This is a genomic window from Sutcliffiella halmapala, from assembly GCF_050107295.1.
Taxonomy (GTDB): domain Bacteria; phylum Bacillota; class Bacilli; order Bacillales; family Bacillaceae_I; genus Sutcliffiella_A; species Sutcliffiella_A halmapala_A.
In genome coordinates, this window is sequence record NZ_JBNIKR010000012.1 from 79,728 (window position 1) to 105,296 (window position 25,569).

A 25,569-nucleotide genomic window follows, 5' to 3' on the forward strand; every position below is an offset into this window, starting at 1 on the left:
GACGGGGGATGGACTGTTGAGGTTAAGTAAAATTATCTTTGTTATCAGCATCATGGCAAGCTTCTTAATGCTAGTTGCCTCGGTCATAGCATTTGTCATACAAGACATCGGTTACTTTTGGGTAATGTTTGCCTTGATGGTTATCAGTATTCTGCAAAACATTTCCGTATACAAACATATTTATACAAGTGAAGAACCGGCAAAGAGCTAGACCGCACCTTTTATTATCAATAGGTGCGGTCTTTGCATGTAAAAATCAAGTATTGGACAAATCACGTTCTTCTTTCAAAATCAAGAAATCTTGTACCCTGAAAAGTCAATTTCCCTTTATCACCCTCTGCCAATAAGCCAAAAACACCTTCCTTCACCATGAATTCCATCCTGTCCCCGCTTTCCACCTCGAATGTGCAGAAATAATCAGTGGCTGTGTGAGAATGATGATGATTATTATTGTGATGAGTTCCCCCATGTCTTCTTACCCTTGTCCGTTTGGCTATGAGAATTGCTGCTACACTCAGTTTCGGCTGCTGATTATTGTTGTTCCACTCTTTGATACCACGAAAAAAAGAAAATAGAATGATTCCGAGAACGATGATAAAAAAGATCGGAAAAAGCTGAAAAAGAAAATCCCCAGTAAAAAATCCACCCGGCATCCCCATATTGTCTGTCATCATAAATACTCCTCCTTTAAGTACCTCTACATCGAATATACGTAATGTAGACTGGGAAAGTTCCGAAAAAAAAGAAGCTGGATTTCCAGCTCTCCAACCAAAAATTTCCCCTCATAATTTCCATTCCGTCCCCAGAAATTTCCCCTCACTATCATAAAGATGAAATTTCCTTACCACTTTCCCTTCTTTGAGAATGTGTTCAGGGATTTCAACATGCAGGAGAAATTGCTGATTTTTCACATCGCTTGCGGCCTGGAAAATCATCTCATCCTCGAGCTCCACCTCCAACACCACTTTTTGCACTTCCCCCATATTCGGGATCAGCCCATGAATATAGTTCAGCTCACCATCTGCACTTTTCACCTGTTTTTCTTCAAAGCAAAAAGTCTTTTCTCCCTCCATCGAATAGGTATCCCTTTCTTTTGCAGGAGCTATTCGATAGCCTTCCTCTACAAGTTCAAAGCTTCCCAAAACAGTGTTCAAACTACTATTCTCAAGGGAATGAAGCATATAGGTTTGATTCACTCTATCCATAAACAATAGCTCCATCCCCGCATGATCCAATGAAGCATCTAAAGCTCCCTGTAGTGTTTTGTAATAGTAAATGGGAGAAGCTCCGCTCTTTATGAAGGATTCCGCTTTTTCAATCTTAGAAAAATAACTCTGAGGAGGTACTGTTATTTTCTTTATTTCGTTTTCTCCCCTAATATCAGTAATAATGGTCTTAATGGCCAATTCACGGTTTTCCCCAAGAAAAAAAGCATAGGTCCCTTTATTCGTTTCAACAATCTCTGAATAGAAAGCTTGATTATCCAGAACGCTCTTCAGCTTTAATTGCCGGTTCATTCCTTTTTCAAAAATCATCGCACCGATGGTATCTTTTTTATGTAAGTAGGTTGCAATAACGGTGGTGGATTTATCGATGGTGTGTATCTCCAGCAATAAAGGCTCATCTTCTTTATACCATTCATGAAGAAAGTATTGTATGTCTGCTTCGGAGTGCTGTATGGAGTAGATGTCATAATGGTGAACAATACCCGCTGCAACTGCGATAATGCTAATGAAAAAAACGAGCACTGCTACTTTTCTCAAGCAATCTCCCCCTCTGCAAGATCCATATTTTTAGAAAAAAATTACTTTTCTTAGTTCTATATCCTCATCTTCTATCATAGAACAAGTTTTCTTCGGTAGCTATTGGGAAAGTCCTAACTCAATTTGGACTTTAATTCGTAATTCCCACAGATGACTTTCCTCAGATGGGAAAAGCACGTTGGGAATAAGGAAATTATTGCATTTTTTAATATAATTTGGACAAATTAAGAAAGATCAATCTTAAGGAGGGTATCTGTTGAAGAAATTAGCATTCAGTTTGATTACTTGCTGGCTTTTATCCACAGTCGGAGCATATTCTTTGGTCCATGCTGAGGATCACGCCAATCACCCAGCAGAGCATCATAAACATAAAATGGAATGGGAAGCCGGAGAAAAAGAAAAGGTGGAAGAACTGATCAAGCTTGGCTATTCCAAGCATGATATCTTTGTTGCCCTGAAGCTTTCAAAAGGGGCTGATATAGAGGCGAAAGAGATCCTTGCATTCCATCAAAAAGGCAAGTCATGGGAAGAAACTGCCTCTCATTTCGGCTTGGACCCCACTAAAGTAAAGCATCATCATGACTGGAAAAAACACCACCTCTATCTGGAGAAAAATAAGGACAAGGTAATGCCATACTTAGCAACTTACCTCGGTAAAGAGGAAGCTGAGTTGAATGGTTACCTTGAGGATGGTGCAAAGCTTCATACTCTCGTAAAAGCTTCCATTGTCTCAAAGCTTGCAGGAGTGGAGCTGAAAGATGTGCTGAAGAAAAAGGAAGATGGTCAATCCTTCCGCGATATTGCCAAGGAGTACAAGCTGGAAAAAGTAGACTTGATGATGGAAATGAAAAAGCTTAAAGATGCGATTGATGCGTAAAAAAACGCTCCCGGTGATTCTTTTTTTCACTGGAGCGTTTTTTTCTTATCCACTTTCTCTAGTCGTTCAGAAACCGAATTATTTTACTTGTTTTTATATTTTAATTCGCTTTTTGCTTTTCAGGGGTATCTTTTTATCGAGTTTTCCGATATAATCGCTACATAATCCAAACAAATTCATATTAGAAACTCGTATAATAGTGGGAATATGGCCTACAAGTCTCTACCAAGCTACCGTAAATGGCTTGACTACGGGTGATACCCTGACATGGTACAAGTCAGCAACAGTCATTACCTGCTGCGCTTGTATTGTTTATTTTCCATTAAACCCGAAAGTCTGGTGGTCACTTGTAGTACAGTGCCAACCAGCTTTCGGGTTTTTATTTATTCATTTTTAGGAGGAAACGAGATGGAAGCATTGAAAAACGCCATTCAAGAAAAAGGCACTGTTCTTCCCGGTGGGGTACTGAAGGTTAACTCCTTTTTAAACCATCAGATAGATACCGGTCTAATGATCAAGATTGGAAAGGAATTTGCACATAGATTTAATGATTGTGGTATCACCAAGGTCATTACGATCGAATCATCAGGAATCGCACCGAGTTTTTTCGCCGCTCATGAGCTCGAAGTACCACTGGTTTTTGCCAGAAAAAAGAAATCTCTCACTCTTCAGGATAATCTATATACGAGCAGCGTCTATTCCTTCACCAAACAGGAAACGAGTGAAATTACCGTTGCCAAAGAATTTCTGCATGAGGATGACACCGTTCTGATCATTGATGACTTCCTGGCAAATGGTCAGGCAGCACTTGGCTTGGTTGATGTAGTGAAACAGGCTGGTGCGACTGTAGCAGGTATTGGGATTGTCATAGAAAAATCCTTTCAGCCTGGCAGAGAAAAGCTGGTATCAGCAGGCTACCGTGTTGAATCGCTGGCAAGGATTGAAAGCTTGGAAAATGAAACCGTTACTTTTCTTCATAAAGACGCTGTCCATAGCTAATAAAATTTCTATTTGGAGGTATTGTGTATGTCCACAAAAACGGTCAACTACCCTTGGTATAAAAAAGAAGACACAGATGCATTTATTGCTCTTTTTCAAAATAACCTGGCAAACTTCGTCATCATCGCTGTTACCATGCTAGGCTTGGGCTTTCCTGCCAGCATTGTATTCGGAAAAGTCATTCCGGGTGCTGCTGTAGCCGTGATGGTTGGAAATCTCTATTATGCTTACATGGCAAACCGTCTGGCACAAAAAGAAGGCCGGACAGATGTGACCGCCCTCTCCTATGGGATTAGTACGCCTGTCATGTTCGTCTTTTTATTCGGTGTTCTCGTACCAGCAAAAACACTGACGGGCGATCCTGAACTTGCATGGAAAATTGCAGTGGGAGCCGCTTTCCTGAGCGGACTTGTGGAAACCTTGGTAAGCTTTACAGGCAATTGGGTACGCAATCAGCTTCCCAGAGCTGCCATGCTCGGAGCACTTGCGGGGGTTGCCCTGACATTTATCGCAGGTGAAATGCTGTTCAACACCTTTTCCATCCCGGTAGTGGGTCTGGTTGCACTTGTCATTATCATCGTTGGGGTTGTCGGAAAGATGTCCATGCCGTTTAATATCCCATCCTCTTTATTTGCAGTAATCATCGGTACCATTCTTGCTTTCACTTTGGGCTATCAATCTCCCGGAAAAATAAATGAAGGTCTTGCGAACATCGGCTTTTACCCATTATTGCCAACACTTGCAGCATTTGATGGAATGACTTATTTGTTCGGTACTCTAATCGGTCTTTTAGCCATCATTCTACCGATCACTTTATATAATGCGATTGAAACGATGAACAACGTCGATGCCATGTCTGCTGCAGGAGATTCCTATGATGTGCGTGAATGTCAAGCTGTGGATGGTGTCGGAACCATGCTTGGTGCAGTATTCGGTGGACTTTTCCCTACAACCGTATATATTGCAACGGTAGGTTCAAAGTGGATGGGAGCAGGTCGAGGCTACAGCATCCTGAATGCAATTGTATTTGGCTTGGCAGCAGTAACAGGAGTCATCGCTGCAATGGCAGCCATCATCCCGTTGGCAGCCGTTGCCCCAATTCTAGTGTTCGTCGGGATTTCCATGGTGGCAACTGCCTTTCAATCCAATGAAAAGAAATACTTCCCGGCAGTGGCAATTGCCATGCTCCCTTATTTTGCAAACTACGTGATGACACGCTTCAATAATGCTGCTGGCGAAGTGGTGGCAGGCATTTCTGAAGGTATCGTTCCACTCGGTCAAGGGGCGATGTTTACGGCTATTGTGTTAGGCTCCATCACGGTTTATGTAATCGATCAGCAGTTCAGGAAAGCTGCCGTCTTTTCACTTGTTGGAGCACTTCTTTCTTTCGTAGGCTTCATGCATGCACCAAAGCTTGCATTCAATGCCTCACCGGAGTTTGCAATTGGCTATATGCTTGTCTCTGTGTTCTTGGTCTATTGTGCATATCAGCATGCTTCAATTACTGTGGAGGCGGACAAAAAGATTCTAGTAAAACAGCAGCATATCGCTTCTTAACCTTTGATGGTGGTAGACAGCTTCTCTTTCTTGGAGGAGCTGTCTTTTTGTATGGATATTATGGTGGGTTTATGGGTCGGGCACCGATTGGACATTTGTACATAGAATACTTAGTAGACCTAAGCGAGAGGAGGAGAATTATGATAGCACATCGTTGGAATGGTCCCCCACCCTTGTCATTCCGTTCTAGAGGAGTAGGATTCGGTGGGCCAGGAGGTTTTGGTGGATTTGGCGGTCCTGGCAGAATCGGTGGATTTGGAGGTTTTGGATTTCCTCTGATTGGTGGATTAGTCGGAGGGCTTGTCGGCAGTGCACTATTTAATCAATTTGGCGGGCCATTCGGTGGAGGATACGGAGGGTATCCCGTTGGTTATGGTGGCTTCCCTGGTTATGGAGTTGGCCCTGGAATTGGCTTTGGTGGTCCTGGGTTCAGTGGCGGTGGCCCTGGGTTCGGTGGCGGTGGTCCTGGGTTCAGTGGCGGTGGTCCCGGATTCAGTGGCGGTGGTCCTGGGTTCAGTGGCGGTGGTCCCGGGTTCAGTGGCGGTGGTCCTGGGTTCAGTGGCGGTGGTCCCGGGTTCAGTGGCGGTGGTCCCGGGTTCGGCGGCGGTGGTCCCGGGTTCGGCGGCGGTGGTCCTGGGTTCAGTGGCGGATACGGACCAAACTATGGGAACAATTATGGAGATATAGAGGGTAATAATTAACTCGTTGAATGAATGGGAGGAGCATAAGCTGCCCAAAACACCTCTCTTCATATTAATCTAGGAAAATAACAGAAAAGACCAGTGCTGTTGAACTGGTCTTCTTGTGTTCGAATGAGTTTGTGTAAGTAAAAAAATATATATGACACCGCCATTTCCCCATCTCCCCACTATTGTGGTCCCAAAACCGCATTTTGACACCACCATTCCTCCTTCTTCTCGTTTTCGTGGTCTCAAAACCGCATTTTGACACCGCCATTCCTCCTTCTTCACGTTTTCGTGGTCTCAAAACCGCATTTTGACACCACCATTCCTCCTTCTTCCCGTTTTCGTGGTCTCAAAACCGCATAACGTAGTCGTCCCTAAACCCCGCTACTCAAAAATCAAAAAACCAGGTCATCCCCCTCTCAGAGAAAACCTGGCTCTTCATGCTCTACATTTTCATTTTTAATTGCTCAGAACCGTAATGATCCTCATCATCCACTTTCTTTTCCTTCAAAAACTCCTCAAGCTTCTTTTTACTTTTTCTCGAAGTTAATATATAAAGAAAATCCTTTTCGCGAATCACGGTATCTCCAGATGGTGTCACAAGTATGTCCGAACGGATGATGGCATTGATCAGCGTATTTTCCGGGAACTTGATATCCGCCAGAGACTGACCGATGATTTTTGCATTGTCCTCCACTTCCACCTCAATAATCTCCGCATTAGCTTTTCCAATGGAAACGAGCTCCAGGGAATGAGGAGGCGAAACCTTTTTGGGACCCATCAGTTTCAGCTTGGCGGCAAGCATGGTGATGGTGGACCCCTGAACCAGGGTGGATGTCAATACAACGAAAAATACCACATTGAAAAATAGTTGGCTGTTCGGAATTCCTGCAAGCATCGGAAAAGTGGCAAGGACAATTGGAACAGCTCCCCGCAAACCTGCCCATGATAGGAACACCTTTTCCTTTGTATCAAAATCCATACCGATGGTGGATAGGAATACCGCCACGGGTCTTGCCACAAGAATAAGCACAAAGGAAATCAGCAACCCTTTCATCATAATATCAAACTGAAACAGCTGTCCTGGGAAAACCAATAGTCCCAGAATGATAAACATGAGTATCTGCATCATCCATGCAAATCCTTCGTTAAATCGGAAGATGGAGTGGCGATACGTCAGTTCGCTATTCCCGATGATGAGAGCGGCCACATAAACAGCAAGCAGGCCACTTGCCCCCATCAATGCTGCGGCACTATAAGTGAGTAGCGCAAATGCCATCGCAAAGACCGGATAGAGTCCACTCGAGTCAAGATTAATTGTGTTGATGGCATAGGAAGCAAACTTTCCTAACAGTAATCCAAGGAGTAATCCGAATCCCATTTGCCAGAAAAAGTTGCCGATAAATCCGAGATAGCTCGGTTCAGGTGCAAGTATCAGTTCGATGAATGCCAATGTCAGGAAGACAGCCATCGGATCATTGGTACCTGACTCCGCTTCAAGGGTCGCTCCCATGCGTTCTTTGATATTCTGCCCCTTCAGCACTGCAAAAACGGCTGCCGCATCTGTGGAACCAACGATGGCTCCGAACAGGAACGCCTCAAGCATCGTCACGTCCAATATCAGCTTTGCAGCCAATGCCACGATAGTTGTAGTAAGGATTACACCAAAAGTTGCCAACGATAAGGATGGGATGATGACAGGTTTCACTATCTTCCATTTGGTTTGCAAACCACCCTCGAACAGGATAATGACAAGGGCAAATACACCGATCAGCTGGGCGTATTTTGCATTATCAAAATAGATGAATCCAAGTCCGTCACTACCTGCAACCATCCCTACGATAATAAAGAGAACAAGCGCAGGAACACCCATTCTGGCAGAGAATTTTGTAGTCAGGACACCAACAATCAATAACATTGCAATCAATAAAATAAAATAGTCTACATTAAAGGATCCAGAAATCATCGTCTCCCCCCTTAAATCTATAAGTTCACATCGATCTTGACCAATGTGTTTTCAGCTTTTTTGATGCCCAGATATCGAAGTGTTTCAGAAGGTGTTGTATGGTGGAAATACATTTGAAGGATGGATATTGCAACGCCGCTATGATAAGCGTGATAGCCAAATGTCTTGCGAAGCGTATGCGTCCCAACTTTTCCTGGCACACCTACTTCCTTGGCGGCATGGTTAATGATCCGATACGCTTGCTGGCGAGTTATGGGTAATGCACATTTTTTTGATTTAAATAGATAATCATGCGGCTTCATCTCCACTGTTTGAAGATAGGAAGTCAATGCCGCTCTTACCTGATTGTTGATATAGATGGAAGGAGAATAATCATCTTTGCCTGAGTAGAACTCCTTGATGCTTTCCTCTCCTTCCACTACATCCTGAACCTTAAGCTGAAGCAGCTCGCTTACACGAAGCCCCATATTAATGCCCATTACAAAAAATAGGTTATCCCTTAATGAATGCTTATGAAGATACTCTTTCATCGCATGTATATAGTGTTTATCCTTTAAGGCCTCCACATACTCCATTCCTAAAACACACCTCCTAATGTTACTTAACTCTATTATAGCATATGTATATGTAACATTTTATTTATTTGCTCAATTCGAGATAAATAATTTCAGATAATTTAAACAACACCAACTATCTGGTAGTTCAGCAATAAAAAAGAAGCCCCTAAGTGAAAGGCTTCTTCTATCCTACAATCTATAAAAATAGTATTACTAGAGTTCCGACGATAAAACAGTAGATGGAAAAGTAGACAAGATTTCCTTTCGCCATGATGTTCATGAACCACTTCAAAGAAAAATAGGAAGCAACCAGTGAACCCAGGAATGCCAATGTATATGGCAGGGCAAGCTCTCCGAGGTTCGGGGTTTTGATGAGATCGGAAACTGCTAAAATGATGCTTCCTACACTGACAGGAATGAATAGTAAAAACGAGAACTTTAATGCAGTTTCCTGCTTCATGCCAAGTCCCATTGCGGCAACAATGGTCGCACCTGATCTGCTGATTCCGGGAATCAGGGCAACAGCCTGGGCCAATCCGATGATGATGGCATCTTTTAGGGATAGCTCCGCATCATTCTTTCTGCCTCGCAGATTTCGTATCAAGAATAAGGCAACCCCTGTGACAAGAAGGGTAACTCCAATTATCTTAATGTTATCATCGAGCCGTGCGGCAATCCAATCGCCAAACAGCACACCAATTACACCTGCCGGAATGGTTGCAATAATAAGATATAGCGAGAATCGGAAATCAGCCTTATCCGCTTCATCCCTTTTGACCAAGTATCTTGTTGCACCAAAGAAAAGTTGAGAGATGGACTCACGATAAATGACCAGGATTGCAAGCAATGATGCAAAATTCACGACTATTTCAAAGGTCAGCCCTTCCATTCTCATTCCTAACAGTTCCTGAAGAATCATGACATGGCCACTTGATGAAATGGGAATCGGTTCGGTGATCCCCTGGAAAATTCCTAATAATAAATATTTAAACAACAACAAAATTTCTTCCATAAACAATAAACCTCAATTTCTTAAGATGATAAAGATTAAATATATCACATAAGCGATGGCAAGGATACTACCCTCTATCTTACCGATACGGTATCTTGTACGGGAAAAGATAAGGAGGACTACTGTCAAAAACAACAAAATAAAAATATCAGCAAATATTTTATCATTCACAGGTAATGGAGCAATCACAGATGATGCTCCTAGGACAAATAGGATATTAAAAATGTTACTGCCTACAATGTTACCTAGGGCAATCTCACTTTGCTTCTTTACGGCCGCCGTAACAGATGTCACCAATTCAGGCAAGGAAGTCCCCACAGCCACGATCGTCAATCCCACCAACGTTTCACTCATTCCAAGAGATACGGCAATCTCTGAAGTGTTACGTACCACTAAATCTCCTCCAAAAATAATGGCTGCAAGTCCCAGGACTGTACGGATTGCATTTTTCATCCATGGACTTTTTTCAACGATGTCCTCTGCTTTGCTCTGCTCACGATTATTTCTGGCAACTTCAAATATATAGTACATAAACACTGTAAAAATCAAGAGAAAAATTAATCCATCACTTCTTGTTATGAGATTTGAATTTAAGCCCTGAAGAGCAATATCACTTATCACAACAAGTAATACAACACTCCCTAAAAGAGTAAAAGGAATTTCTTTTCTTATAGTGTTGCTTTCAACCAATAGTGGGAATATCAGAGCTGTCACACCTACCACAAAGGTGATATTGAAGATATTACTTCCAATCACATTCCCAAGTGCAACATCCGCATTACCTTCCATTGCTGCCAAAATACTCACGGTAGCCTCAGGTGCACTTGTCCCAAATGCAACGATGGTCAGTCCGATCAAGAGCGGAGAAACTCGCAGAATGGATGCTATTTTGGAAGCACCTTCCACGAAAAAATCTGCTCCTTTAATTAATAATGCAAAGCCTACTACAAGAAGTACATATGTCATAATATTCGATTCCTTTTCATTGTATTAGTTGGCCGACTCCAAATTTTGTACGAGTTGTTCGAACCATTTTAGTGTATCGGATTCTGATTCAGCATTAATGAATAGCTGTTCGTCTCCTACTTCCACGTACAAATAGGCTGCATGGCCTTTATAAATGTACAAAAGGCTGCTGCCTTATCCCCTCTATAAAATGCCCTTTTAACAACGGTGGTATTCCATATCCATTCTTACGCACTTCCAACTTTGGCATTTCCTGTTTAAGTGTATACTTTTCACAATAAGTTTTGCAAGTTCCTCACTTTACAGTGCGTCTATTACTCCAATAATCACAATATCCTAGTAGTAAGAAAGGGGGACTGCATGATCAGCATGAGTATAGCAGCTTTATTCATCCCATTTTTGATACTTGTTTTATTGGGTTTCTGTCTTTTCATGGCAGGAAGCTATGCAAGAAAAACTACTTCAGACAAAAATCGAGGTGCAAGCATGATTAGAGTGGTATATTACTATTTGATTCTGTTCATGACCTTAATGATGACCATCGGAGGAAGTGTCGCCGCCTTCATGGCAATCGCGGATATCGTTTCTCCACCAAGCTATTATCAAAGCTACATGGAATACAAGGAAATGAAAATTGCCAACAAGACCAAATACGATGAAAATGGAAAACCGATTTCCACCCCTGAAATAGACGAAGAGGACCTGCTTAAGGAGTACGAAATGGTGGTGAAACAGGATAAAGAACGCAACAAGGAAAGAGCGTGGAACACGCTGATTAAAAGCTTCGGCTGGATCGTCATTCCTCTTCCGATCTTCATCTTCTACCAACGGAAAATCCGCAGTTCCAAGGAATAAGTTACATTCTAAGCCTCCCACGATATGTGGAGAGGCCTTTTTAATATTTTGTCATGATAAAACACCGCTGTTGATTTCCGCACTAGGCTGCGCTTTCCGCTGGGCGTTTGTGGAGCCTCCTCGTCGCTGCCACCTAGAACGGAAATCAACAGGGTGTTAAACAGATCACACACTTATTTTCTGGGTAGTCTTACATTCCCTATCCTCAAATGACTCTCCAAATGCCTAATTCTTTCTTCATATAAATTTTACAAAAAAACGTATTGACGAACATGAAAAAGGGGAGTAAATTATATTACATCATACAGAAACATATAAACCTATTGCTTAATCTTTTAAGAGCGGGGGAACCATATTGATAATGGACTTTTTCATTATCTTGGGGTGAATCGCAGATATGCGAAGAGGACTCTCATCCTCTAATCCGACAGCTAACCTCGTAAGCTTATTGAGAGAAGGGTCTAAATTATGAACGACCGGACCATTCTTTGTGTTGTCAAGGAATGGTCTTTTTATGTTCAAAGGGAGAAGGAACTAACATGAAAAAGCAGTTTGTCGTAATTGGATTGGGACGATTCGGAGGCAGCATCGTAGAAGAGTTTTCCACTCTGGGTGTTGAGGTGCTTGCAATCGACAAAGACGAGGAAAACATCAACAAGATCAGTCCTTATGCGACCCATGCTGTACAAGCAAATGCAATAGATGAGGCCACACTGAATTCGCTTGGCATCAGAAATTTCGATCACGCCATCGTATCCATGGGGGATGATATCGAATCCAGCATCCTCTGCAGCCTCCTGTTAAAGGAGATGGGATTAAAAAAAGTGTGGGTAAAAGCGAACAATAAATATCACCAAAAAGTTCTTGAAAAAATTGGAGTCGATCGCATCATCCAACCGGAGCGCGATATGGCAAAAAGAATTGCTCACCATGTCGTCTCCGATAAAATCATCGACTACATCGAGCTTTCGGATAACCATTGTATTGCAGAATTATATGCAACCCAAAAGGTGGCGAATAGGAATTTGATGGAGCTGGATATACGTGCCAAGTATGGTTGTACCTTAATTGGCATACAACGGGACGGAGACATCATTCTTTCACCGGCCGCTGATGAAGTGATCCGTGAAGGAGATCTGATGATCATTTTAGGAAGAAATGAAGATATCCACCGTTTTGAGGAGACAGGAGTGTAACGGATGCGTAACTTGAGTATTAAACTGAGTCCGCCTCAATTGCTCATTCTCGTTTTCATCTTTTTTGTCTTTATCGGATCTATGCTCCTTATGCTCCCTGTTTCCACTACCGAGCGAATATCATTCATCGACGCCTTGTTTACTGCCATGTCAGCCATGACTGTCACAGGATTGGTCGTAGTTGATACAGCCACTGTTTATACGGTATTTGGTCAGGTCATCATCATGGCATTAATTCAATTGGGCGGAATCGGAATTATGACATTTGCAGTCCTCATTTTCATGATGCTCGGCAAAAAAATCGGCTTTCAGGAACGATTGCTTCTGCAGCAAGCATTGAATCAGACTTCTGTTGGGGGAATTATCCTCCTTGTTCGCAGGATTGTCATCTTCTCCTTGCTGATTGAAGGAATAGCTGCACTCTTATTGTCCTATCGCTGGGTACCGGAATATGGGTGGGGACAAGGGATATATTTGAGTATATTCCACTCCATTTCCGCTTTTAACAATGCTGGATTTGCTCTATGGGCAGATGGCTTATCTCAATACGTTGGAGATCCTGTCATAAACATCGTCATATCCTTCCTTTTTATCATTGGAGGGATTGGATTCACTGTTCTTACGGATTTATGGTACACAAAAGAATTCAGGAAGCTTTCCTTGCACACGAAGATCATGCTGTTTGGAACACTTGGCATCAACCTGTTGGCCATGCTGGTGATTTTCTCACTGGAATACTTCAACATTGACACACTGGCTAATTTGACGTTTATGGAGAAACTCTGGGCCTCCTATTTCCAAGCAGCTACAACAAGGACAGCCGGATTCAATTCGATCGACATAGGGGCCATGGAGAGTTCATCCATCCTATTTATGATACTGCTGATGTTCATTGGAGCAGGAAGCACATCAACCGGTGGGGGGATAAAGCTCACAACCTTTCTCATTATCATTCTGGCGGTCATCACTTTTATTAAAGGCAAACAGGAAATTGTTCTTTTTAAAAGATCGATCCATCAAAAATATGTATTCAAGTCGCTTGCAATCACGATCATCAGTCTATTGTTCGTCTTTTTATCATTATTCATCTTAACGATCACAGAAAAAATGGACTTCCTTCAATTATTATTTGAAGTGGTTTCCGCTTTCGGAACGGTCGGACTTTCCATGGGAATTACAGCAGATCTCACCATTATTGGAAAAGCGGTCATTATCTTCATCATGCTTCTTGGGAAACTCGGTCCGCTGACACTTGCCTATTCCCTGGCAAAACCGACCCTTGCCAAGATTCGCTACCCTAACGAAGACCTGTTGACAGGATGATACAAAAAATGCTCCCTTTGCCAGGAGCATTTTTTTATTACATGTTTAAGTTTTTTCATATCAAAAAAGCGATTCCTCAATAGAATCGCTTTCTGAAACCTTCCTCAATCAGATATTGCTTTGCTTCGTTGTACGATGGGAACGTACCATCGAGATTGGGACCTGCGTAGACATTCCACATATCATCCTCTAGCACCAGCATGAGCGTCTGATCTTCGTCATTTGCCCACTTCTCATCTTCAAAAGCCTCCGCTTCATCAGACACTTCCGAGTTGGTTTCCACACTCAAAACCTCGATCGCTTTTGCGATAACCTCTTTTAACTCTTCTTCGGAAAATTCGCGGATATTGACCATACCTTTTTCATCCGTACGGTACCCCTTGATCCCCTTGGCATAAACAAATCCATTGCCGTTTGGATGCAGGTGATACACGACATTTTTTTTGTCACTTAAGCTTTCCTCGAATTGAAAATTGACACGTTTCAAAGATACGTCCTTACGTTCCAGTTCCGGAAAGGATTCGATAATTGCAAGTTTTTGTTCAAAAGTTAACATAATGCCTCCAAGAAGATATATTTAAACATTGAACCATTATATCATTAGATCATTGTTTCTCAAAAAAGATTATGCGAACACATATTTCCGGGTTCTCAACTGAACATTCAATACAATACCTATCGCAATCATATAGGTTAAGAGCGAACTTCCACCATAGCTGAAGAATGGAAGGGGAATACCTGTAATTGGCAAGAGGCCAACTGTCATCCCGATATTTTGGAAAACCTGGAACGTAATCATCCCAATGATTCCCGTACAAAGATAACTGCCAAAGGTATCGTGGCATTGCAAAGCAATAAATGTAATTTTATACAATAGTAAAAAGAACAGGGATAAAACGACCGTTGTCCCCATAAACCCGAATTGGTTCGCTATAGCAGCAAATATAAAGTCTGTATGGGCTTCTGGGAGATAGACATTCATCGAGCCATATCCGGCACCCGTATACTCGCCAGATCCAATTGCCAGCAGAGAACGAACCAACTGGAACCCCTGTTCATCCTGATACTCATATGGATTCAGCCAGCCATAGAAGCGGTCAAGCTGATATTCAGGAATGAAATACGTATGAAAAAACTCAGGAAACTGGATGAAAATATAGATAAATATTGCGGCAAAACCAACACCGATGGATATAAGCCCAACAATAATGCTCCAGCGTATACCAGATACTAATACCAAAGCAGCAATAATGGAGAGGTACACCATGGTTGTCCCCATGTCAGGCTGCCTCATCAAAAGAAGGACAGGCACCAGGGATGCAGCAGCCATCTTGAAGAGAAGATAAAAACTATCTCTTATTTCAGGGTTCTCGTATTTGGTGCGGTGGTCTGCAATTATTTTACTTAATACTAGAATAAGAGCTATTTTCATTAATTCTGAGGGCTGGATATTCCCAAGGCCCGGGATGCTGTACCAGCTTCTTGCACCCTTTATTTCAAGCGTACCCGGAAAGTTCAATTCCAATCCTATTAAAAAGAATATACCGATTCCATAAGTAATCCATGCAAGATTTCGTAGGTAATCAAAGTGAATAAGCAGGGATAGCCCAATCCCGACTGCCCCTACCAAAAACCAGACAAGCTGCTTTTCCATGAAGTTTATACCTTGCAACGCTTTAGGCAAGGTCGGTTCAATACTATCGAGTGCAATCAAGCTTGCAAGCACCATCATGATCATCAAAAAAATGAGCGTGACATCTAATTGTTGTTTATCTTTATAATCCACATTCTTCTACTCCATTTTCAGCAAATAATTAGGATTTTACTACTTCATCTATTATTATCTAATAATATAGTACATTTCCTACATTCTTTATGTTTTCTTATCGAATAAATCATATTCGAGTATCGGGGTATAGTCAATCATTTTACCACTATTTCAAATATGTAGTTTTAGCCAAAATAAAGTATTCTTTCGAAGGGAATGGGGAAATTACTATTATTATTTCTTAGGAGGCAGCAAACTTGATTATTGCATTATTATTTTTCCTTTTTATGTCGTTTTTTCTCTCGGGCAGCGAAACTGCCCTGACCGCTGTAAATAAAATGAAAGTACGTACTCTTGCTGAGAACCATGATCCACGTTCCCAAAAACTGTTGAAGCTTATTTCGAAGCCTGATGAATTCATTACAGCTATTCTCATCGGGAACAACATTGCCAATATCATGCTTCCGACACTCGTTACGTTGATAGCGATTCGATATGACTTCAATATAGGAGTTGCGACTGCCATTTTGACGGTGGTCATCATTATTTTCGCAGAAGTGCTGCCAAAGTCCATCGCAGCAACCTTTGCCAATCGTGTAGCATACATAGTATCACCTGTGATTTCCGTGTTGCTAATCGTTCTGAAGCCATTGATATTTCTCCTCTCCCTTTTTACCAACTCTGTTATCAGGATGCTTTCAAGGGGAATGATCCAGGAGGCCACCCTTTCAAAAGAAGAGCTGAAGACCATGGTGGACATCGGATTAACGGAAGGTACCTTTTATCAGGAAGAATCCCAAATAATTAAAGGCGCTATCGATTTCCATACAAAAGATGTCCGCGATGCGCTGAAGACTCCACGAATAGAAATTCATGGTCTGCCCTGTGAGGTGACATTTGAAGAAGCCAGGAATTTTGTCATGGACAGCAGCTATACCAGATACCCCGTTTATAAGGAGAATATAGATAATATCGTAGGTGTCTTTCATGCAAAATTACTCCTCAACTGGTCCCTTGAACCGGATTTGACTATTAGGGATTTTATGGACAAAAGCCCTCTTTTCGTTGCTGAATCCACCAATATTGAAAAAGTGTTCAAGATGATGTTGAAGGAAAAGAAGCACATGGCCATTGTCATTGATGAATATGGCGGAACTACCGGTATCATTAGCCATGAGGATATCATTGAGGCGATGATTGGATTGGAAATTGAAGATGAAACGGATGAAGACAGCGATATACTGATTGATGAATTGACAGAAAATCAGATCATCTGCCACGGGAAGATAGCAATCAGACGTTTTAACGAAGTTTTCAAAACGAAGGTACCTGAAGACGAGGATACGATTGCCGGATTTTTCTTTAAAGAAATTGGTCATATCCCTGAGGTTGGCGAAACAATGGTATACCACCATCTCCATTTTGAAGTGGTTGTCATGGAGGATAATGTGCTAAAGCAGGTGAAAGTCACGAAGAAAATCAAGAAGCCAACTGATTCCCATTAATAGAGGAAAGGAGCCAATATCAGTTGGCTCCTTTCTTTTTGGTTTAGAACGTATGAGCTAGATCCTTTGCACGTGCAATCGCATTTTCTTTTATTTCCTGTGCTTTATCAGGCATTGCCGCATGTCCTTCGACAAACAATCCTTCAAATGATGGAACGCCAAAGAATTGCATGAGAACAGTTAAATAACGATGCCCCATTTCCATCCCTGCAGCAGGACCCTCGGAATAGATTCCGCCTCGCGCTTGAATGTGAAGAGCTTTTTTATCAGTCAGAAGACCAACCGGACCCTCCGCTGTATATTTGAATGATTTCCCAGCCACCGCTACAGAATCAAGATACGCCTTCATAACTGGTGGGAAAGAGAAATTCCATAAAGGTGTAACAAATACATACTTATCGGCTGAAATAAATTGCTCGGACAATTCATTCAGACGGCTGACTTTTGCCTTTTCCTCTTGGGACAGCTCTTCAAATCCTTTTCCGGATTGAAGCTTTCCCCATCCGCTGAACACGTCCACATCAATTTGAGGTATATGCTCACGATATAGGTCAAGATGAATCACTTCATCATTCTGGTTTGCTTGCTTGTACGTATCAATAAAAACTTTTCCTACCGCCATACTGTAGGATTGTGTATCGTCATGCGGATGTGCCGTGATGTATAAAACTTTAGCCATTTTAAATCGATCCCTTCCATGTAAGTAATTTAGATAGTTTAGTTTGCCTTAAAATGCAAAAAGTAACAACTATCTTGAATGAATTTATTTTTAATTCGAGGTAATTTTATTAAATATATCTTCTCGATGCAAGTAATTTGTTTCTACATAAAAAAAAGACTTGCCAAAAAGACAAATCCTTACCAATTATTCCTCATTATGTAGTACAAACGGATTAGCTGCAATATTCTTTCTCATTTCATCCGTTACAATCAACGTTTCATTTTCCGATAAAGAATTTTGATTCCCGTTTACCGCTTGAACGCTGCCATCATAGTGATTAGGGTTATTTTCCATTCAATTCACCTCCATCGTTGTAATGGTTAGTATATACTTTATTGTAAAAGGAATTCCATCATTGCGAAAGGTATTTTTGGTATTTTTGGTATTTTTTTCAGAAAAGCTATGATTTTTTACCCATTTTTCGAAAATAGATCATATTGGACCGATTTCCCTTGTGGATATCCACGAAATTTTCAATATATCAACGAATCCATTGGCGATATCAACGAAAAAAATTTTATATCAAAGAAAATGTCAGAATATCCACGAAAACACGTTGGATATCGATAAAACGCATATTCCGTCATACTTCGCTACTCATCATTGCGCACAAAAAAGCCCCGTTTTCCATGAAAACGGGACTCTTACATTAACGTCATCTATTTTCAGATAAAACTCCTATTTGCAATGCAACCTGCTTTACCTGGTGATTTTCCATCTCAAGAATTGTCCAGGTATTGTTATCATGCTCGAAGGTATCAACACTCTCCTCTTCGGCATTCTGCAATTGTACTTGAATCCACCCGCCGATTGTATCAATATCGTCGCTCTCTTCGAATTTGATATCAAATTCATTTTCGATTTCCGATAGCAACACACGTCCGTTGATATGATAAAGACCTTCGCCATGCTGGTCAATCTCTGGAACTTCATCTGCATCAAACTCATCGCGGATTTCCCCAACGATTTCTTCAAGAATATCTTCCATTGTAAGGATACCAGCTGTACCCCCATATTCATCAATAACAAGCGCGATATGAACCTGCTCTTCTTGCATCTTTAATAGGGCATCCTGCAAAGAAGTGTACTCGTGAATAAGTGGAAGTTCATGAAGGAAATCTTTTAACTGGCCTTCACGACCTGCTGCAATACTTGTCAGCATTTCTTTCACGTTCACAAATCCAATGATACTATCCTTATCCCCATCATCAGTAACAGGATAGCGGGTATATTGGTGCTCATCAAGGATGGCGATAATCTCTTCACGGGTAAACGCTTGTGATAAAGTGATTATCTGAACTCGAGGGACCATAATGTCCTTTGCAACTCTTTCATCAAATGTAAAAATATTTTCCATATAGGAAAGTTCTGTCTGATTAATCTCTCCGCTTTCAAAGCTTTGCGCCATAATAATTCTCAATTCTTCCTCTGAGTGAGCTTGTTCATGATTTGCAGGCTGTACACCAAAAATACGAAGCAGGATACGCGCTGAACCATTCAAAGTCCAAATAAATGGATACATCAGCTTACCAAACCAGTATAGAGGTGAAGCAAATAGCAATGTCATTTTCTCGGCGTATTGAATAGCCAAAGTCTTTGGAGCAAGTTCCCCTACTACTACGTGTAAAAATGTTACTAGTGAGTAAGCTACTGCATATGATATTACACTTATCATGGATGGTGATACTCCGAGACTTTCAAGGAAAGGATAAATAAGGGCTTCTACTGTCGGCTTACCTAACATACCTAAACCTAATGCTGTTACGGTGATACCCAGTTGACAGGCTGATAAATAGTAATCCAGATCATGGATCAATTTTTTTGCCCTAACCGCTTTTTTGTTTCCTTCTGCTATCAATTGATCGATTCGAGACATACGTACTTTAACTACTGCAAACTCAGATCCTACGAAGAATGCTGTTAGTGCAATTAACAAAGCTACTAAAAGCAAGTTTATAATCGTTATACTGTCCAATTGGTTCCCTCTATTTTGAGGGATTCACCTCCGTGAAATTTTAATTTTTACTTTCCAATGAATAAATTACTTTTTACATTTTATATGGTGCTTCCCTCCTATATACATTAAAAAAACCTTTACCAAGCTTATTAGTAAAGGTTTTCCATTATATAACCTTTACCGAATAGGCAAAGGTCTCGCAAACAACATGAATGTTGCCAGTTAGGCCGGCGATGCATGGTACATCACGGATTGACGACATAACTGTTAGCTACTCCCCTTTGGAGTATTATAAACTCTATAGCAGAGTAATAGTTTCACTCTTAAACTACTAAGTTAATAATATTAAAATGCGGGGGAGATGTCAAATGACCTCAATTTCCCCGCTCGACCCTTCATAGAATTTCTGCACTTCCTTTACCTGACCAATATAAAACAAGTAAGCAGTTAAAATAAAACTCCAACCCGCATGCCTGCAAAAATCATTAATTTATCTTTGGTGTCACTCTTTCCCCAATTTCATCCACACCATAAACCTCATTTACCTGCTCATACAAGCCAAGCTCAGGATTATAGTGTTTGAGTTGGTCCGCTTCAATTAGAAAACTACGATTGACTACCTCCACTTTGTCCGTTATTCCATTTCCATAATCCAACACAACCTCTTGGACCGGCTCTCGGTCAAATGGAATGGTGCCCCAGATGACTGGAATGCCATCAATTTCAGTTGCTTGTGCCCATAAAGGGTAACCTCCACTCATGCCGTCTATATGTTTTTCCTTATAAACAAAGTTCCCTTCACTACCCTCAAATTCGGCTAAAATATATTGCACATCTTCATCATATTTTCTCCAATAGACCATACTGGATAATGAAGGTTTTTCAAGCATGACGGAAATCTCCGCCTCAGATCCATTTCTTTTGTAGTAGGTTTCCACAGCTTTCTGAAGAGAACCTTCCGATGGCGTGAAAGCATTTATACTTTTATAAAAATCATCGATCTTCTCTTCATCCCTCATCACTTTTTCCAACACTTCGCTTTTCCAAAGGTCCTTATCCTCTGCAAACCTTGTAAGGTCCTGACCATAAATTTCATTAATCTGTTCCCGTGTTATAGAAATGGTCCGCTCCCCTTCTCTTACACCTTCAATCTCATAATGAAGTGTAAGAATCCCTAAATTGTGAAAAAAACTGAAGTAGGCTGTTGCATCATAGAGTAAAGTTTTCGGCAGATTTTCCTCTGTAAAAGCCTTATGTTCTTCATCAATCGAATAAAAAATCCTGATCTCATAGGGCTCTTCCTTTGTCTGGAGCTCGAATGTCCTTTCTGCATCATTTCCTGGCAGTAAATACGCCATACTAGTAACCGCACCATTGTCGCCTACATAGTTGGTCGTGGATGAAAATTCATCATGCAAGTTTATATTACTTAGTTCGGTAATGTAGTTCTCTTTTGGATGAGATGATCTTGGTGCGAAACCTTCTTCGCCTGTAAAAATGATAAAGGACAAAATCAAAACAGCAATCGCACTTACCGTGACCGCAGTTATTCCCTTTAAATTCTTCAACCAGTTTCCTCTTGCTTTAAGGAATTCATCACTCATCAGGTTGTCATGGATTTGTTCTTTTCTTTCTGGAGATAGTCGTGGTTTCGAGACTCTTCTGAGTTTTTGATCCAATTGATCTTCTCTTCTATTCAAGGTGATCTCCTCCTAGCTTCTTCTGTAAGGCTGCCTTGGCACGGTGGTGTGTCGAACGGACCTTATTCTCACTCCAACCAAGCACCACTGCTGTTTCCTGTATTGAAAACTCTTTTATACTCCTCATGATCAACACATCCTTATACGACTCCTTGAGAGATCGGATAGCAGCGATTAAGGCCCTCTGTTCTTCCTTGTCAGTAAGAATATCTTCTGGTGTCAACTCCGTGTGGAGGGACTCCTGGTGGCTATCGTCAAAGGAAAGAAACCATTTCCATCTGTCTCTTGTCCGTTTTCTGCCCTCATCAATTGCTACATTCCTTGCAATTGAAAAAAGCCAGGTCTTCGGGCTCGAATTCCCTTTAAAATGGGAAAGCCCCTTTAACGCCCGAATAAATACTTCCTGTACAAGATCTTCTATGTCATGCTGCTTGGCATTTAATCGAAAATGTAAAAATTGATAAATATCATCGCTATATTCATAAAACCATTTGGAAATGACTTGTTTGTCTGACATTCTCTTCCCCCGTATCTTGCAGTTTCTAAACAATTAGACGAATCCCATCTCCATTTTATCGCACTTAAGTTGAAAATTTTTTGATAAACAAAAAAGAAGCACCTCCCTTCATTGAGAAATGCTTCCTTTCTAATAGAATCTAGTCAAAAGTCTTTTTTTGTATAAAGCTGCAATAAAATACAGTAATCGGGCTGGCCATTTTTTCGGGAAATACCTTTTTATATAGTACTTGAAAAATACTGTTTTGATATCTTCCCACTGTGTACAGAATTTCTCCTGTCTGAATCGTGCCACATCTATCAGTTTCACCTCTTCTGTCGGGGTGAGAATGATATTGTGCAGATGGATATCTGAGGGGTTCAATCCTCTTTCCCTTGCCATCCCGAGAGCTTCGTCTATCTGCTCCACATGCCGCTCATTCATTTTCCTGCCATGAACCAGACATTCAAAGAGTGTCAAACCCTCTATATGATCTATGACAAGATAGTTTTCTCCATAATCATAAAGAGCTGGATAATAGGAAATTCCTTTTAGGCTTTGATAAATTTCTGCTTCTTTTGCTGCAATTTCTTCAAAAGGCGGGTAGAAAACCTTAAGCACCCTGTTTGACCCGCTAATTTTAAATACAAATGCGCTTCTCCCATAACCTATAGGAGTTAATTCCACTTTATTATAATCCACCAAGGATGTTCCTTGATTACCGTGAACAAACACGACACTTTTAGCAAGTGCATCATAAGATTGCAGGAGCTCGGTGTTATGTCTCATTCTAAACCTCTCACTCTCTTAAGAAGCTTTGGGAGGAAGGAGGTTAGTTCCCCAATTCCTCCACCAAGTTCATCAGCTTTGTAATTTCATTGATTGTCGTGATCAACTCAGAGTTCTGAAGCTCCTCTAAAGCCAGCTCTCCGTTTACCATCGCATCATTGATAATTTCTTGTAGAGCTTCATTTTTTTCAACTATTTGCTGATGCAGATCTGCCGCAATAGCTGGTGGTTCTGTCTTGTTGAATTCGTCAATTTCCTTCAGTAGGGCATTCAGCTCCGCTTCCAACTCTTGCTTAGTCTCAGGATTTGTAGCAGCTTCCTGGATCATCTGAGGTGCCTCCTGACCGAAGTCCTGCCACGTATTGATATGTTCCGTTGCTTTGTTCGCGTATTCCAGCGAATTATTGACCTCTTCCAAAAGAGAACAGCCATTGAGAAGTACCGATGAAATAATTGCAACAATCATTAATAATTTTTTCATGTCCATTCACTCCTATTATATTATTTTTTCATTCTTTTCTTTACTTCTTTCATCACCACAGGCAATACTTTCTGTTTAGCAATCTTGGCTCCTTTTTTCAGGATCAGTGCCTTCACTAATTTTTTTATCATTGTTTTTTTCCCCTCCTTTGATATTCTGCCAAATGCCCCTTTGAACACCGCTGTTGATTTCCGCACTAGGCTGCGCTTTCCGCGGGGCGATGCTGGTGCTCCTCGGGCTTTGCCCTGTGGGGTCTCCAGCCTACCGCTTCCTCCCGCAGGACAAGGAAGACTACGGCAGCGATACATCGCACGAAGAAAATGCTCGCATTTTCGAGGAGTCTTCGCCTATTGCTCCAATCAACAGCTAAGCGGGGTTTTAAGAGTTTTCACGAATCTTTATAAGAGTTTTTCTAAAAAGAAAAGAGGCCTTCTACCACTTTTCTGGTAGAAGGCCTCTTGGAATAGAAAAGACCTTTGCCAGAATGCTAGTACTGACAAAGGTCTCGCAAACAACTTGACGTTGCCAACAAAGCCGAGGACTAAAAATCCCGTAATGACGACTTTATTGTATAGCTACTCCCCTTTGGGATGAATTCATTCGTTTATGTTAGGTTCATCATAGCTTAAATCGTTTAATTGGTCAAATGTTTGAACACTTTTGATAAAAGGTTAAGCTTTTGTAAATTTTAGTAGAAAGGGTTGGGCAAGTAATTAATGTATGTTAGTATCAACATATCGGTTTCCAATATCGAAGTTCGATATTGAAGTCCAATATGCTATGGGAGGCGAAAACTTGGAAGAGAAAGTGCTGCGCAAGCTGTTCCTTGGTTTTATTCAAATTCATATACTCCATCATGCAAAAGAACATCCGATTTTCGGGTTATGGATGCTCGAGGAACTCAGAGAACATGGCTATAACATCAGCGCCGGGACACTTTATCCCATTCTTCACACGATGGAGTCGGATGGTCTACTAGTAAAAAAAGATCAAAAGGTGGAAGGGAAAATCAGAAAGTACTATACCACCACCGAAAAAGGAAATCTCATTCTTCATGAAGCGAGAAACAAAGCATATGAACTATTCAAAGAAATTAAAGAAGGTGATGAAACATGAACAAATTAAAATCTCTGCTCGAAATACTTATTGTTTCCACAAGATTGGGGCTGACCTCCTTTGGCGGTCCGGTGGCACATTTAGGTTATTTTCATACTGAATACATCCGTCGCAGAAAATGGATGGATGAGAAAAGCTATGCAGACCTGGTGGCGCTCTGTCAGTTTCTGCCCGGACCTGCAAGCAGTCAGGTCGGTATAGGGATTGGCGTGATGAGGGCGGGGGTACTTGGAGGCATCGTTTCCTTTATCGGCTTCACCCTGCCTTCTGTATTGGCATTGATTATTTTCGCACTTGTACTGAATACCATGGATATTGGCAATGCAGGTTGGATTCACGGCTTGAAGATTGTCGCGGTTGCAGTCGTTGCACATGCGATCATGGGGATGGCGAAGAACCTGACCCCAGATCTTCAGCGAAAAGCCATTGCGCTTTTTGCATTGGTTGGAACCCTATTATGGCAAACAGCCTATTCTCAAGTTGCTGTCATCCTTATTTCTGCATTAATTGGATTTCTATTATTCAAACAGCACGCAGAGAGCGATACCGATCGAATTAAATTCCCGATATCCAAAAGTTTCGCTGTTGTATGTTTATCTTTATTCTTCGGGTTGTTGGTGCTGCTTCCTATTTTAAGAGAGGCTACCTCCTTAAATTGGATCGCCATGTTTGACAGCTTTTACCGATCAGGGTCACTTGTATTCGGTGGTGGCCATGTGGTCCTTCCGTTATTGGAAAGAGAATTTGTTCCAACAGGCTGGATTAGCGAAGAGGCATTCCTTGCCGGTTACGGTGCCGCCCAGGCCGTACCAGGTCCATTGTTTACTTTTGCCGCATATATCGGAGCGGTCATCGATGGCTGGAAAGGTGGACTTTTAGCAACCTTCGCCATTTTCCTTCCGGCATTCCTGCTCATTTTAGGGACTCTGCCTTTCTGGGATTCTCTGCGCCGCAATGTGAAGGTCAAGGCTGCCTTGATGGGGGTTAATGCTGCAGTTGTAGGTATTCTCATATCCGCCTTCTACTTCCCTATCTGGACGAGCTCCATCATGGAACCCATTGATTTTGCCTTCGCAGCGGTTCTGTTCAGTATGCTTGTATATTGGAAGCTTCCACCATGGGTCATCGTGGTGACAGGTGCGATCGGCGGGACTTTGATGACACTATTGTAATAGACTTCCTCAAAGGTCAAACTATGGATTCTTTTGAAGTGAATAATCTTATTCACTGTGGAAATGGTCATTAAATTGGCACACAAAATAACCGTTAAACACACTTT

The 25,569-nt window shown here is 41.5% G+C and carries 27 protein-coding genes and 2 riboswitches; of the genes, 11 read left to right on the plus strand and 16 right to left on the minus strand.

The annotated features are described in order from the left end of the window. Window positions 1-16 precede the first annotated feature (16 nt). Entirely contained in the window at window positions 17-211 is a 195-nt protein-coding gene (locus ACQCT5_RS18330) for a hypothetical protein (RefSeq protein WP_417897484.1), read from the plus strand. Window positions 212-272: 61 nt separating this feature from the next. Here the strand turns inward: ACQCT5_RS18330 and ACQCT5_RS18335 are convergent, their stop codons facing one another. Both ACQCT5_RS18335 and ACQCT5_RS18340 read right to left on the minus strand, forming a co-directional pair. Beyond that, window positions 273-674, minus strand: coding sequence for a DUF2500 domain-containing protein (locus ACQCT5_RS18335; protein WP_499643924.1), 402 nt, complete (start codon window positions 672-674; stop codon window positions 273-275). A gap of 108 nt (window positions 675-782) precedes the next feature. Then, a complete protein-coding gene (locus tag ACQCT5_RS18340) occupies window positions 783-1,763 on the minus strand; it encodes a hypothetical protein (RefSeq protein WP_499643926.1) in 981 nt (326 codons plus the stop codon). 256 nt (window positions 1,764-2,019) lie between these two features. On the opposite strand from ACQCT5_RS18340, the gene ACQCT5_RS18345 reads away from it, so the two are divergent. From ACQCT5_RS18345 to ACQCT5_RS18360, 4 genes are all read left to right on the plus strand, one after another. Then, window positions 2,020-2,640 (plus strand): hypothetical protein, encoded by a 621-nt coding sequence (locus ACQCT5_RS18345; RefSeq protein WP_499643928.1) that lies wholly within the window; start codon window positions 2,020-2,022, stop codon window positions 2,638-2,640. Window positions 2,641-2,809: 169 nt separating this feature from the next. Beyond that, window positions 2,810-2,911, plus strand: a riboswitch (purine riboswitch). 137 nt (window positions 2,912-3,048) lie between these two features. Continuing rightward, window positions 3,049-3,639: a xanthine phosphoribosyltransferase gene (locus ACQCT5_RS18350; protein ID WP_499643930.1), complete on the plus strand. Its 591-nt coding sequence runs from the start codon at window positions 3,049-3,051 to the stop codon at window positions 3,637-3,639. Between the two features lie 27 nt (window positions 3,640-3,666). After that, a complete protein-coding gene (locus tag ACQCT5_RS18355; RefSeq protein ID WP_499643931.1) occupies window positions 3,667-5,196 on the plus strand; it encodes a SulP family inorganic anion transporter in 1,530 nt (509 codons plus the stop codon). 140 nt (window positions 5,197-5,336) lie between these two features. Further along, window positions 5,337-5,897 carry a hypothetical protein gene (locus ACQCT5_RS18360; protein ID WP_499643933.1) on the plus strand — a complete coding sequence of 187 codons (561 nt, stop codon included), beginning with the start codon at window positions 5,337-5,339 and terminating at the stop codon, window positions 5,895-5,897. A 430-nt stretch (window positions 5,898-6,327) separates the two neighbouring features. Here ACQCT5_RS18360 and ACQCT5_RS18365 read toward each other — a convergent pair whose 3' ends face one another. From ACQCT5_RS18365 to ACQCT5_RS18385, 5 genes are all read right to left on the minus strand, one after another. Next, window positions 6,328-7,848, minus strand: coding sequence for a potassium/proton antiporter (locus ACQCT5_RS18365; protein ID WP_499643935.1), 1,521 nt, complete (start codon window positions 7,846-7,848; stop codon window positions 6,328-6,330). A 17-nt stretch (window positions 7,849-7,865) separates the two neighbouring features. Then, window positions 7,866-8,423 (minus strand): tyrosine-type recombinase/integrase, encoded by a 558-nt coding sequence (locus tag ACQCT5_RS18370; RefSeq protein ID WP_499643937.1) that lies wholly within the window; start codon window positions 8,421-8,423, stop codon window positions 7,866-7,868. A 178-nt stretch (window positions 8,424-8,601) separates the two neighbouring features. Further along, window positions 8,602-9,417: an undecaprenyl-diphosphate phosphatase gene (locus ACQCT5_RS18375; protein WP_499643939.1), complete on the minus strand. Its 816-nt coding sequence runs from the start codon at window positions 9,415-9,417 to the stop codon at window positions 8,602-8,604. Between the two features lie 12 nt (window positions 9,418-9,429). Next, window positions 9,430-10,383, minus strand: a complete 954-nt coding sequence (locus tag ACQCT5_RS18380; protein ID WP_499643941.1) for a calcium/sodium antiporter — start codon at window positions 10,381-10,383, stop codon at window positions 9,430-9,432. A 24-nt stretch (window positions 10,384-10,407) separates the two neighbouring features. Next, window positions 10,408-10,545: a hypothetical protein gene (locus ACQCT5_RS18385; RefSeq protein WP_499643943.1), complete on the minus strand. Its 138-nt coding sequence runs from the start codon at window positions 10,543-10,545 to the stop codon at window positions 10,408-10,410. 198 nt (window positions 10,546-10,743) lie between these two features. On the opposite strand from ACQCT5_RS18385, the gene ACQCT5_RS18390 reads away from it, so the two are divergent. From ACQCT5_RS18390 to ACQCT5_RS18400, 3 genes are all read left to right on the plus strand, one after another. Beyond that, window positions 10,744-11,238 carry a hypothetical protein gene (locus tag ACQCT5_RS18390; protein WP_499643945.1) on the plus strand — a complete coding sequence of 165 codons (495 nt, stop codon included), beginning with the start codon at window positions 10,744-10,746 and terminating at the stop codon, window positions 11,236-11,238. A 314-nt stretch (window positions 11,239-11,552) separates the two neighbouring features. Beyond that, window positions 11,553-11,698, plus strand: a riboswitch (cyclic di-AMP (ydaO/yuaA leader). 79 nt (window positions 11,699-11,777) lie between these two features. Next, window positions 11,778-12,434: a potassium channel family protein gene (locus ACQCT5_RS18395; protein ID WP_499643947.1), complete on the plus strand. Its 657-nt coding sequence runs from the start codon at window positions 11,778-11,780 to the stop codon at window positions 12,432-12,434. A 3-nt stretch (window positions 12,435-12,437) separates the two neighbouring features. Further along, a complete protein-coding gene (locus ACQCT5_RS18400) occupies window positions 12,438-13,757 on the plus strand; it encodes a TrkH family potassium uptake protein (RefSeq protein ID WP_499643949.1) in 1,320 nt (439 codons plus the stop codon). 76 nt (window positions 13,758-13,833) lie between these two features. Here the strand turns inward: ACQCT5_RS18400 and ACQCT5_RS18405 are convergent, their stop codons facing one another. Both ACQCT5_RS18405 and ACQCT5_RS18410 read right to left on the minus strand, forming a co-directional pair. Continuing rightward, window positions 13,834-14,313 (minus strand): hypothetical protein, encoded by a 480-nt coding sequence (locus ACQCT5_RS18405; protein WP_499643951.1) that lies wholly within the window; start codon window positions 14,311-14,313, stop codon window positions 13,834-13,836. A gap of 69 nt (window positions 14,314-14,382) precedes the next feature. Beyond that, window positions 14,383-15,495, minus strand: a complete 1,113-nt coding sequence (locus tag ACQCT5_RS18410; protein ID WP_499644062.1) for an FtsW/RodA/SpoVE family cell cycle protein — start codon at window positions 15,493-15,495, stop codon at window positions 14,383-14,385. Between the two features lie 287 nt (window positions 15,496-15,782). Between ACQCT5_RS18410 and ACQCT5_RS18415 the strand changes: the two genes are divergently transcribed. After that, window positions 15,783-17,030, plus strand: coding sequence for a hemolysin family protein (locus ACQCT5_RS18415; RefSeq protein ID WP_499643953.1), 1,248 nt, complete (start codon window positions 15,783-15,785; stop codon window positions 17,028-17,030). A gap of 43 nt (window positions 17,031-17,073) precedes the next feature. Here the strand turns inward: ACQCT5_RS18415 and ACQCT5_RS18420 are convergent, their stop codons facing one another. From ACQCT5_RS18420 to ACQCT5_RS18450, 7 genes are all read right to left on the minus strand, one after another. Next, the gene (locus ACQCT5_RS18420; RefSeq protein ID WP_499643955.1) at window positions 17,074-17,709 is read right to left on the minus strand and encodes an FMN-dependent NADH-azoreductase; all 636 of its coding nucleotides are present in this window, start codon (window positions 17,707-17,709) and stop codon (window positions 17,074-17,076) included. Between the two features lie 186 nt (window positions 17,710-17,895). Next, window positions 17,896-18,045 carry a hypothetical protein gene (locus ACQCT5_RS18425; RefSeq protein WP_499643957.1) on the minus strand — a complete coding sequence of 50 codons (150 nt, stop codon included), beginning with the start codon at window positions 18,043-18,045 and terminating at the stop codon, window positions 17,896-17,898. Window positions 18,046-18,406: 361 nt separating this feature from the next. Continuing rightward, the gene (locus tag ACQCT5_RS18430) at window positions 18,407-19,726 is read right to left on the minus strand and encodes a hemolysin family protein (protein ID WP_499643959.1); all 1,320 of its coding nucleotides are present in this window, start codon (window positions 19,724-19,726) and stop codon (window positions 18,407-18,409) included. A 467-nt stretch (window positions 19,727-20,193) separates the two neighbouring features. Then, entirely contained in the window at window positions 20,194-21,408 is a 1,215-nt protein-coding gene (locus ACQCT5_RS18435) for a DUF4825 domain-containing protein (RefSeq protein WP_499643961.1), read from the minus strand. After that, a complete protein-coding gene (locus tag ACQCT5_RS18440) occupies window positions 21,401-21,925 on the minus strand; it encodes an RNA polymerase sigma factor (RefSeq protein WP_499643963.1) in 525 nt (174 codons plus the stop codon). The genes ACQCT5_RS18435 and ACQCT5_RS18440 overlap by 8 nt, the downstream gene beginning before the upstream one ends. Before the next feature lie 129 nt (window positions 21,926-22,054). After that, complete coding sequence (locus ACQCT5_RS18445) at window positions 22,055-22,693, minus strand: protein kinase family protein (RefSeq protein ID WP_499643965.1); 639 nt, start codon at window positions 22,691-22,693, stop codon at window positions 22,055-22,057. Window positions 22,694-22,736: 43 nt separating this feature from the next. Then, window positions 22,737-23,174 carry a DUF6376 family protein gene (locus ACQCT5_RS18450; RefSeq protein ID WP_499643967.1) on the minus strand — a complete coding sequence of 146 codons (438 nt, stop codon included), beginning with the start codon at window positions 23,172-23,174 and terminating at the stop codon, window positions 22,737-22,739. A gap of 795 nt (window positions 23,175-23,969) precedes the next feature. Here ACQCT5_RS18450 and ACQCT5_RS18455 point away from each other — a divergent pair. Beyond that, window positions 23,970-24,290, plus strand: coding sequence for a PadR family transcriptional regulator (locus ACQCT5_RS18455; protein WP_499643969.1), 321 nt, complete (start codon window positions 23,970-23,972; stop codon window positions 24,288-24,290). Beyond that, entirely contained in the window at window positions 24,287-25,462 is a 1,176-nt protein-coding gene (locus tag ACQCT5_RS18460) for a chromate transporter (protein WP_499643971.1), read from the plus strand. The genes ACQCT5_RS18455 and ACQCT5_RS18460 overlap by 4 nt, the downstream gene beginning before the upstream one ends. Window positions 25,463-25,569: the final 107 nt, after the last annotated feature.

Bases quoted from the DNA above. Each gene is read 5' to 3' on its own strand.
- ACQCT5_RS18335 (WP_499643924.1), bottom strand. From the start codon at position 674: ATGATGACAGACAATATGGGGATGCCGGGTGGATTTTTTACTGGGGAT.
- ACQCT5_RS18350 (WP_499643930.1), top strand. From the start codon at position 3,049: ATGGAAGCATTGAAAAACGCCATTCAAGAAAAAGGCACTGTTCTTCCC.
- ACQCT5_RS18355 (WP_499643931.1), top strand. From the start codon at position 3,667: ATGTCCACAAAAACGGTCAACTACCCTTGGTATAAAAAAGAAGACACA.
- ACQCT5_RS18360 (WP_499643933.1), top strand. From the start codon at position 5,337: ATGATAGCACATCGTTGGAATGGTCCCCCACCCTTGTCATTCCGTTCT.
- ACQCT5_RS18365 (WP_499643935.1), bottom strand. From the start codon at position 7,848: ATGATTTCTGGATCCTTTAATGTAGACTATTTTATTTTATTGATTGCA.
- ACQCT5_RS18370 (WP_499643937.1), bottom strand. From the start codon at position 8,423: ATGGAGTATGTGGAGGCCTTAAAGGATAAACACTATATACATGCGATG.
- ACQCT5_RS18375 (WP_499643939.1), bottom strand. From the start codon at position 9,417: ATGGAAGAAATTTTGTTGTTGTTTAAATATTTATTATTAGGAATTTTC.
- ACQCT5_RS18380 (WP_499643941.1), bottom strand. From the start codon at position 10,383: ATGACATATGTACTTCTTGTAGTAGGCTTTGCATTATTAATTAAAGGA.
- ACQCT5_RS18390 (WP_499643945.1), top strand. From the start codon at position 10,744: ATGATCAGCATGAGTATAGCAGCTTTATTCATCCCATTTTTGATACTT.
- ACQCT5_RS18395 (WP_499643947.1), top strand. From the start codon at position 11,778: ATGAAAAAGCAGTTTGTCGTAATTGGATTGGGACGATTCGGAGGCAGC.
- ACQCT5_RS18400 (WP_499643949.1), top strand. From the start codon at position 12,438: ATGCGTAACTTGAGTATTAAACTGAGTCCGCCTCAATTGCTCATTCTC.
- ACQCT5_RS18405 (WP_499643951.1), bottom strand. From the start codon at position 14,313: ATGTTAACTTTTGAACAAAAACTTGCAATTATCGAATCCTTTCCGGAA.
- ACQCT5_RS18410 (WP_499644062.1), bottom strand. From the start codon at position 15,495: ATGATCATGATGGTGCTTGCAAGCTTGATTGCACTCGATAGTATTGAA.
- ACQCT5_RS18420 (WP_499643955.1), bottom strand. From the start codon at position 17,709: ATGGCTAAAGTTTTATACATCACGGCACATCCGCATGACGATACACAA.
- ACQCT5_RS18425 (WP_499643957.1), bottom strand. From the start codon at position 18,045: ATGGAAAATAACCCTAATCACTATGATGGCAGCGTTCAAGCGGTAAAC.
- ACQCT5_RS18440 (WP_499643963.1), bottom strand. From the start codon at position 21,925: ATGTCAGACAAACAAGTCATTTCCAAATGGTTTTATGAATATAGCGAT.
- ACQCT5_RS18445 (WP_499643965.1), bottom strand. From the start codon at position 22,693: ATGAGACATAACACCGAGCTCCTGCAATCTTATGATGCACTTGCTAAA.
- ACQCT5_RS18450 (WP_499643967.1), bottom strand. From the start codon at position 23,174: ATGAAAAAATTATTAATGATTGTTGCAATTATTTCATCGGTACTTCTC.
- ACQCT5_RS18460 (WP_499643971.1), top strand. From the start codon at position 24,287: ATGAACAAATTAAAATCTCTGCTCGAAATACTTATTGTTTCCACAAGA.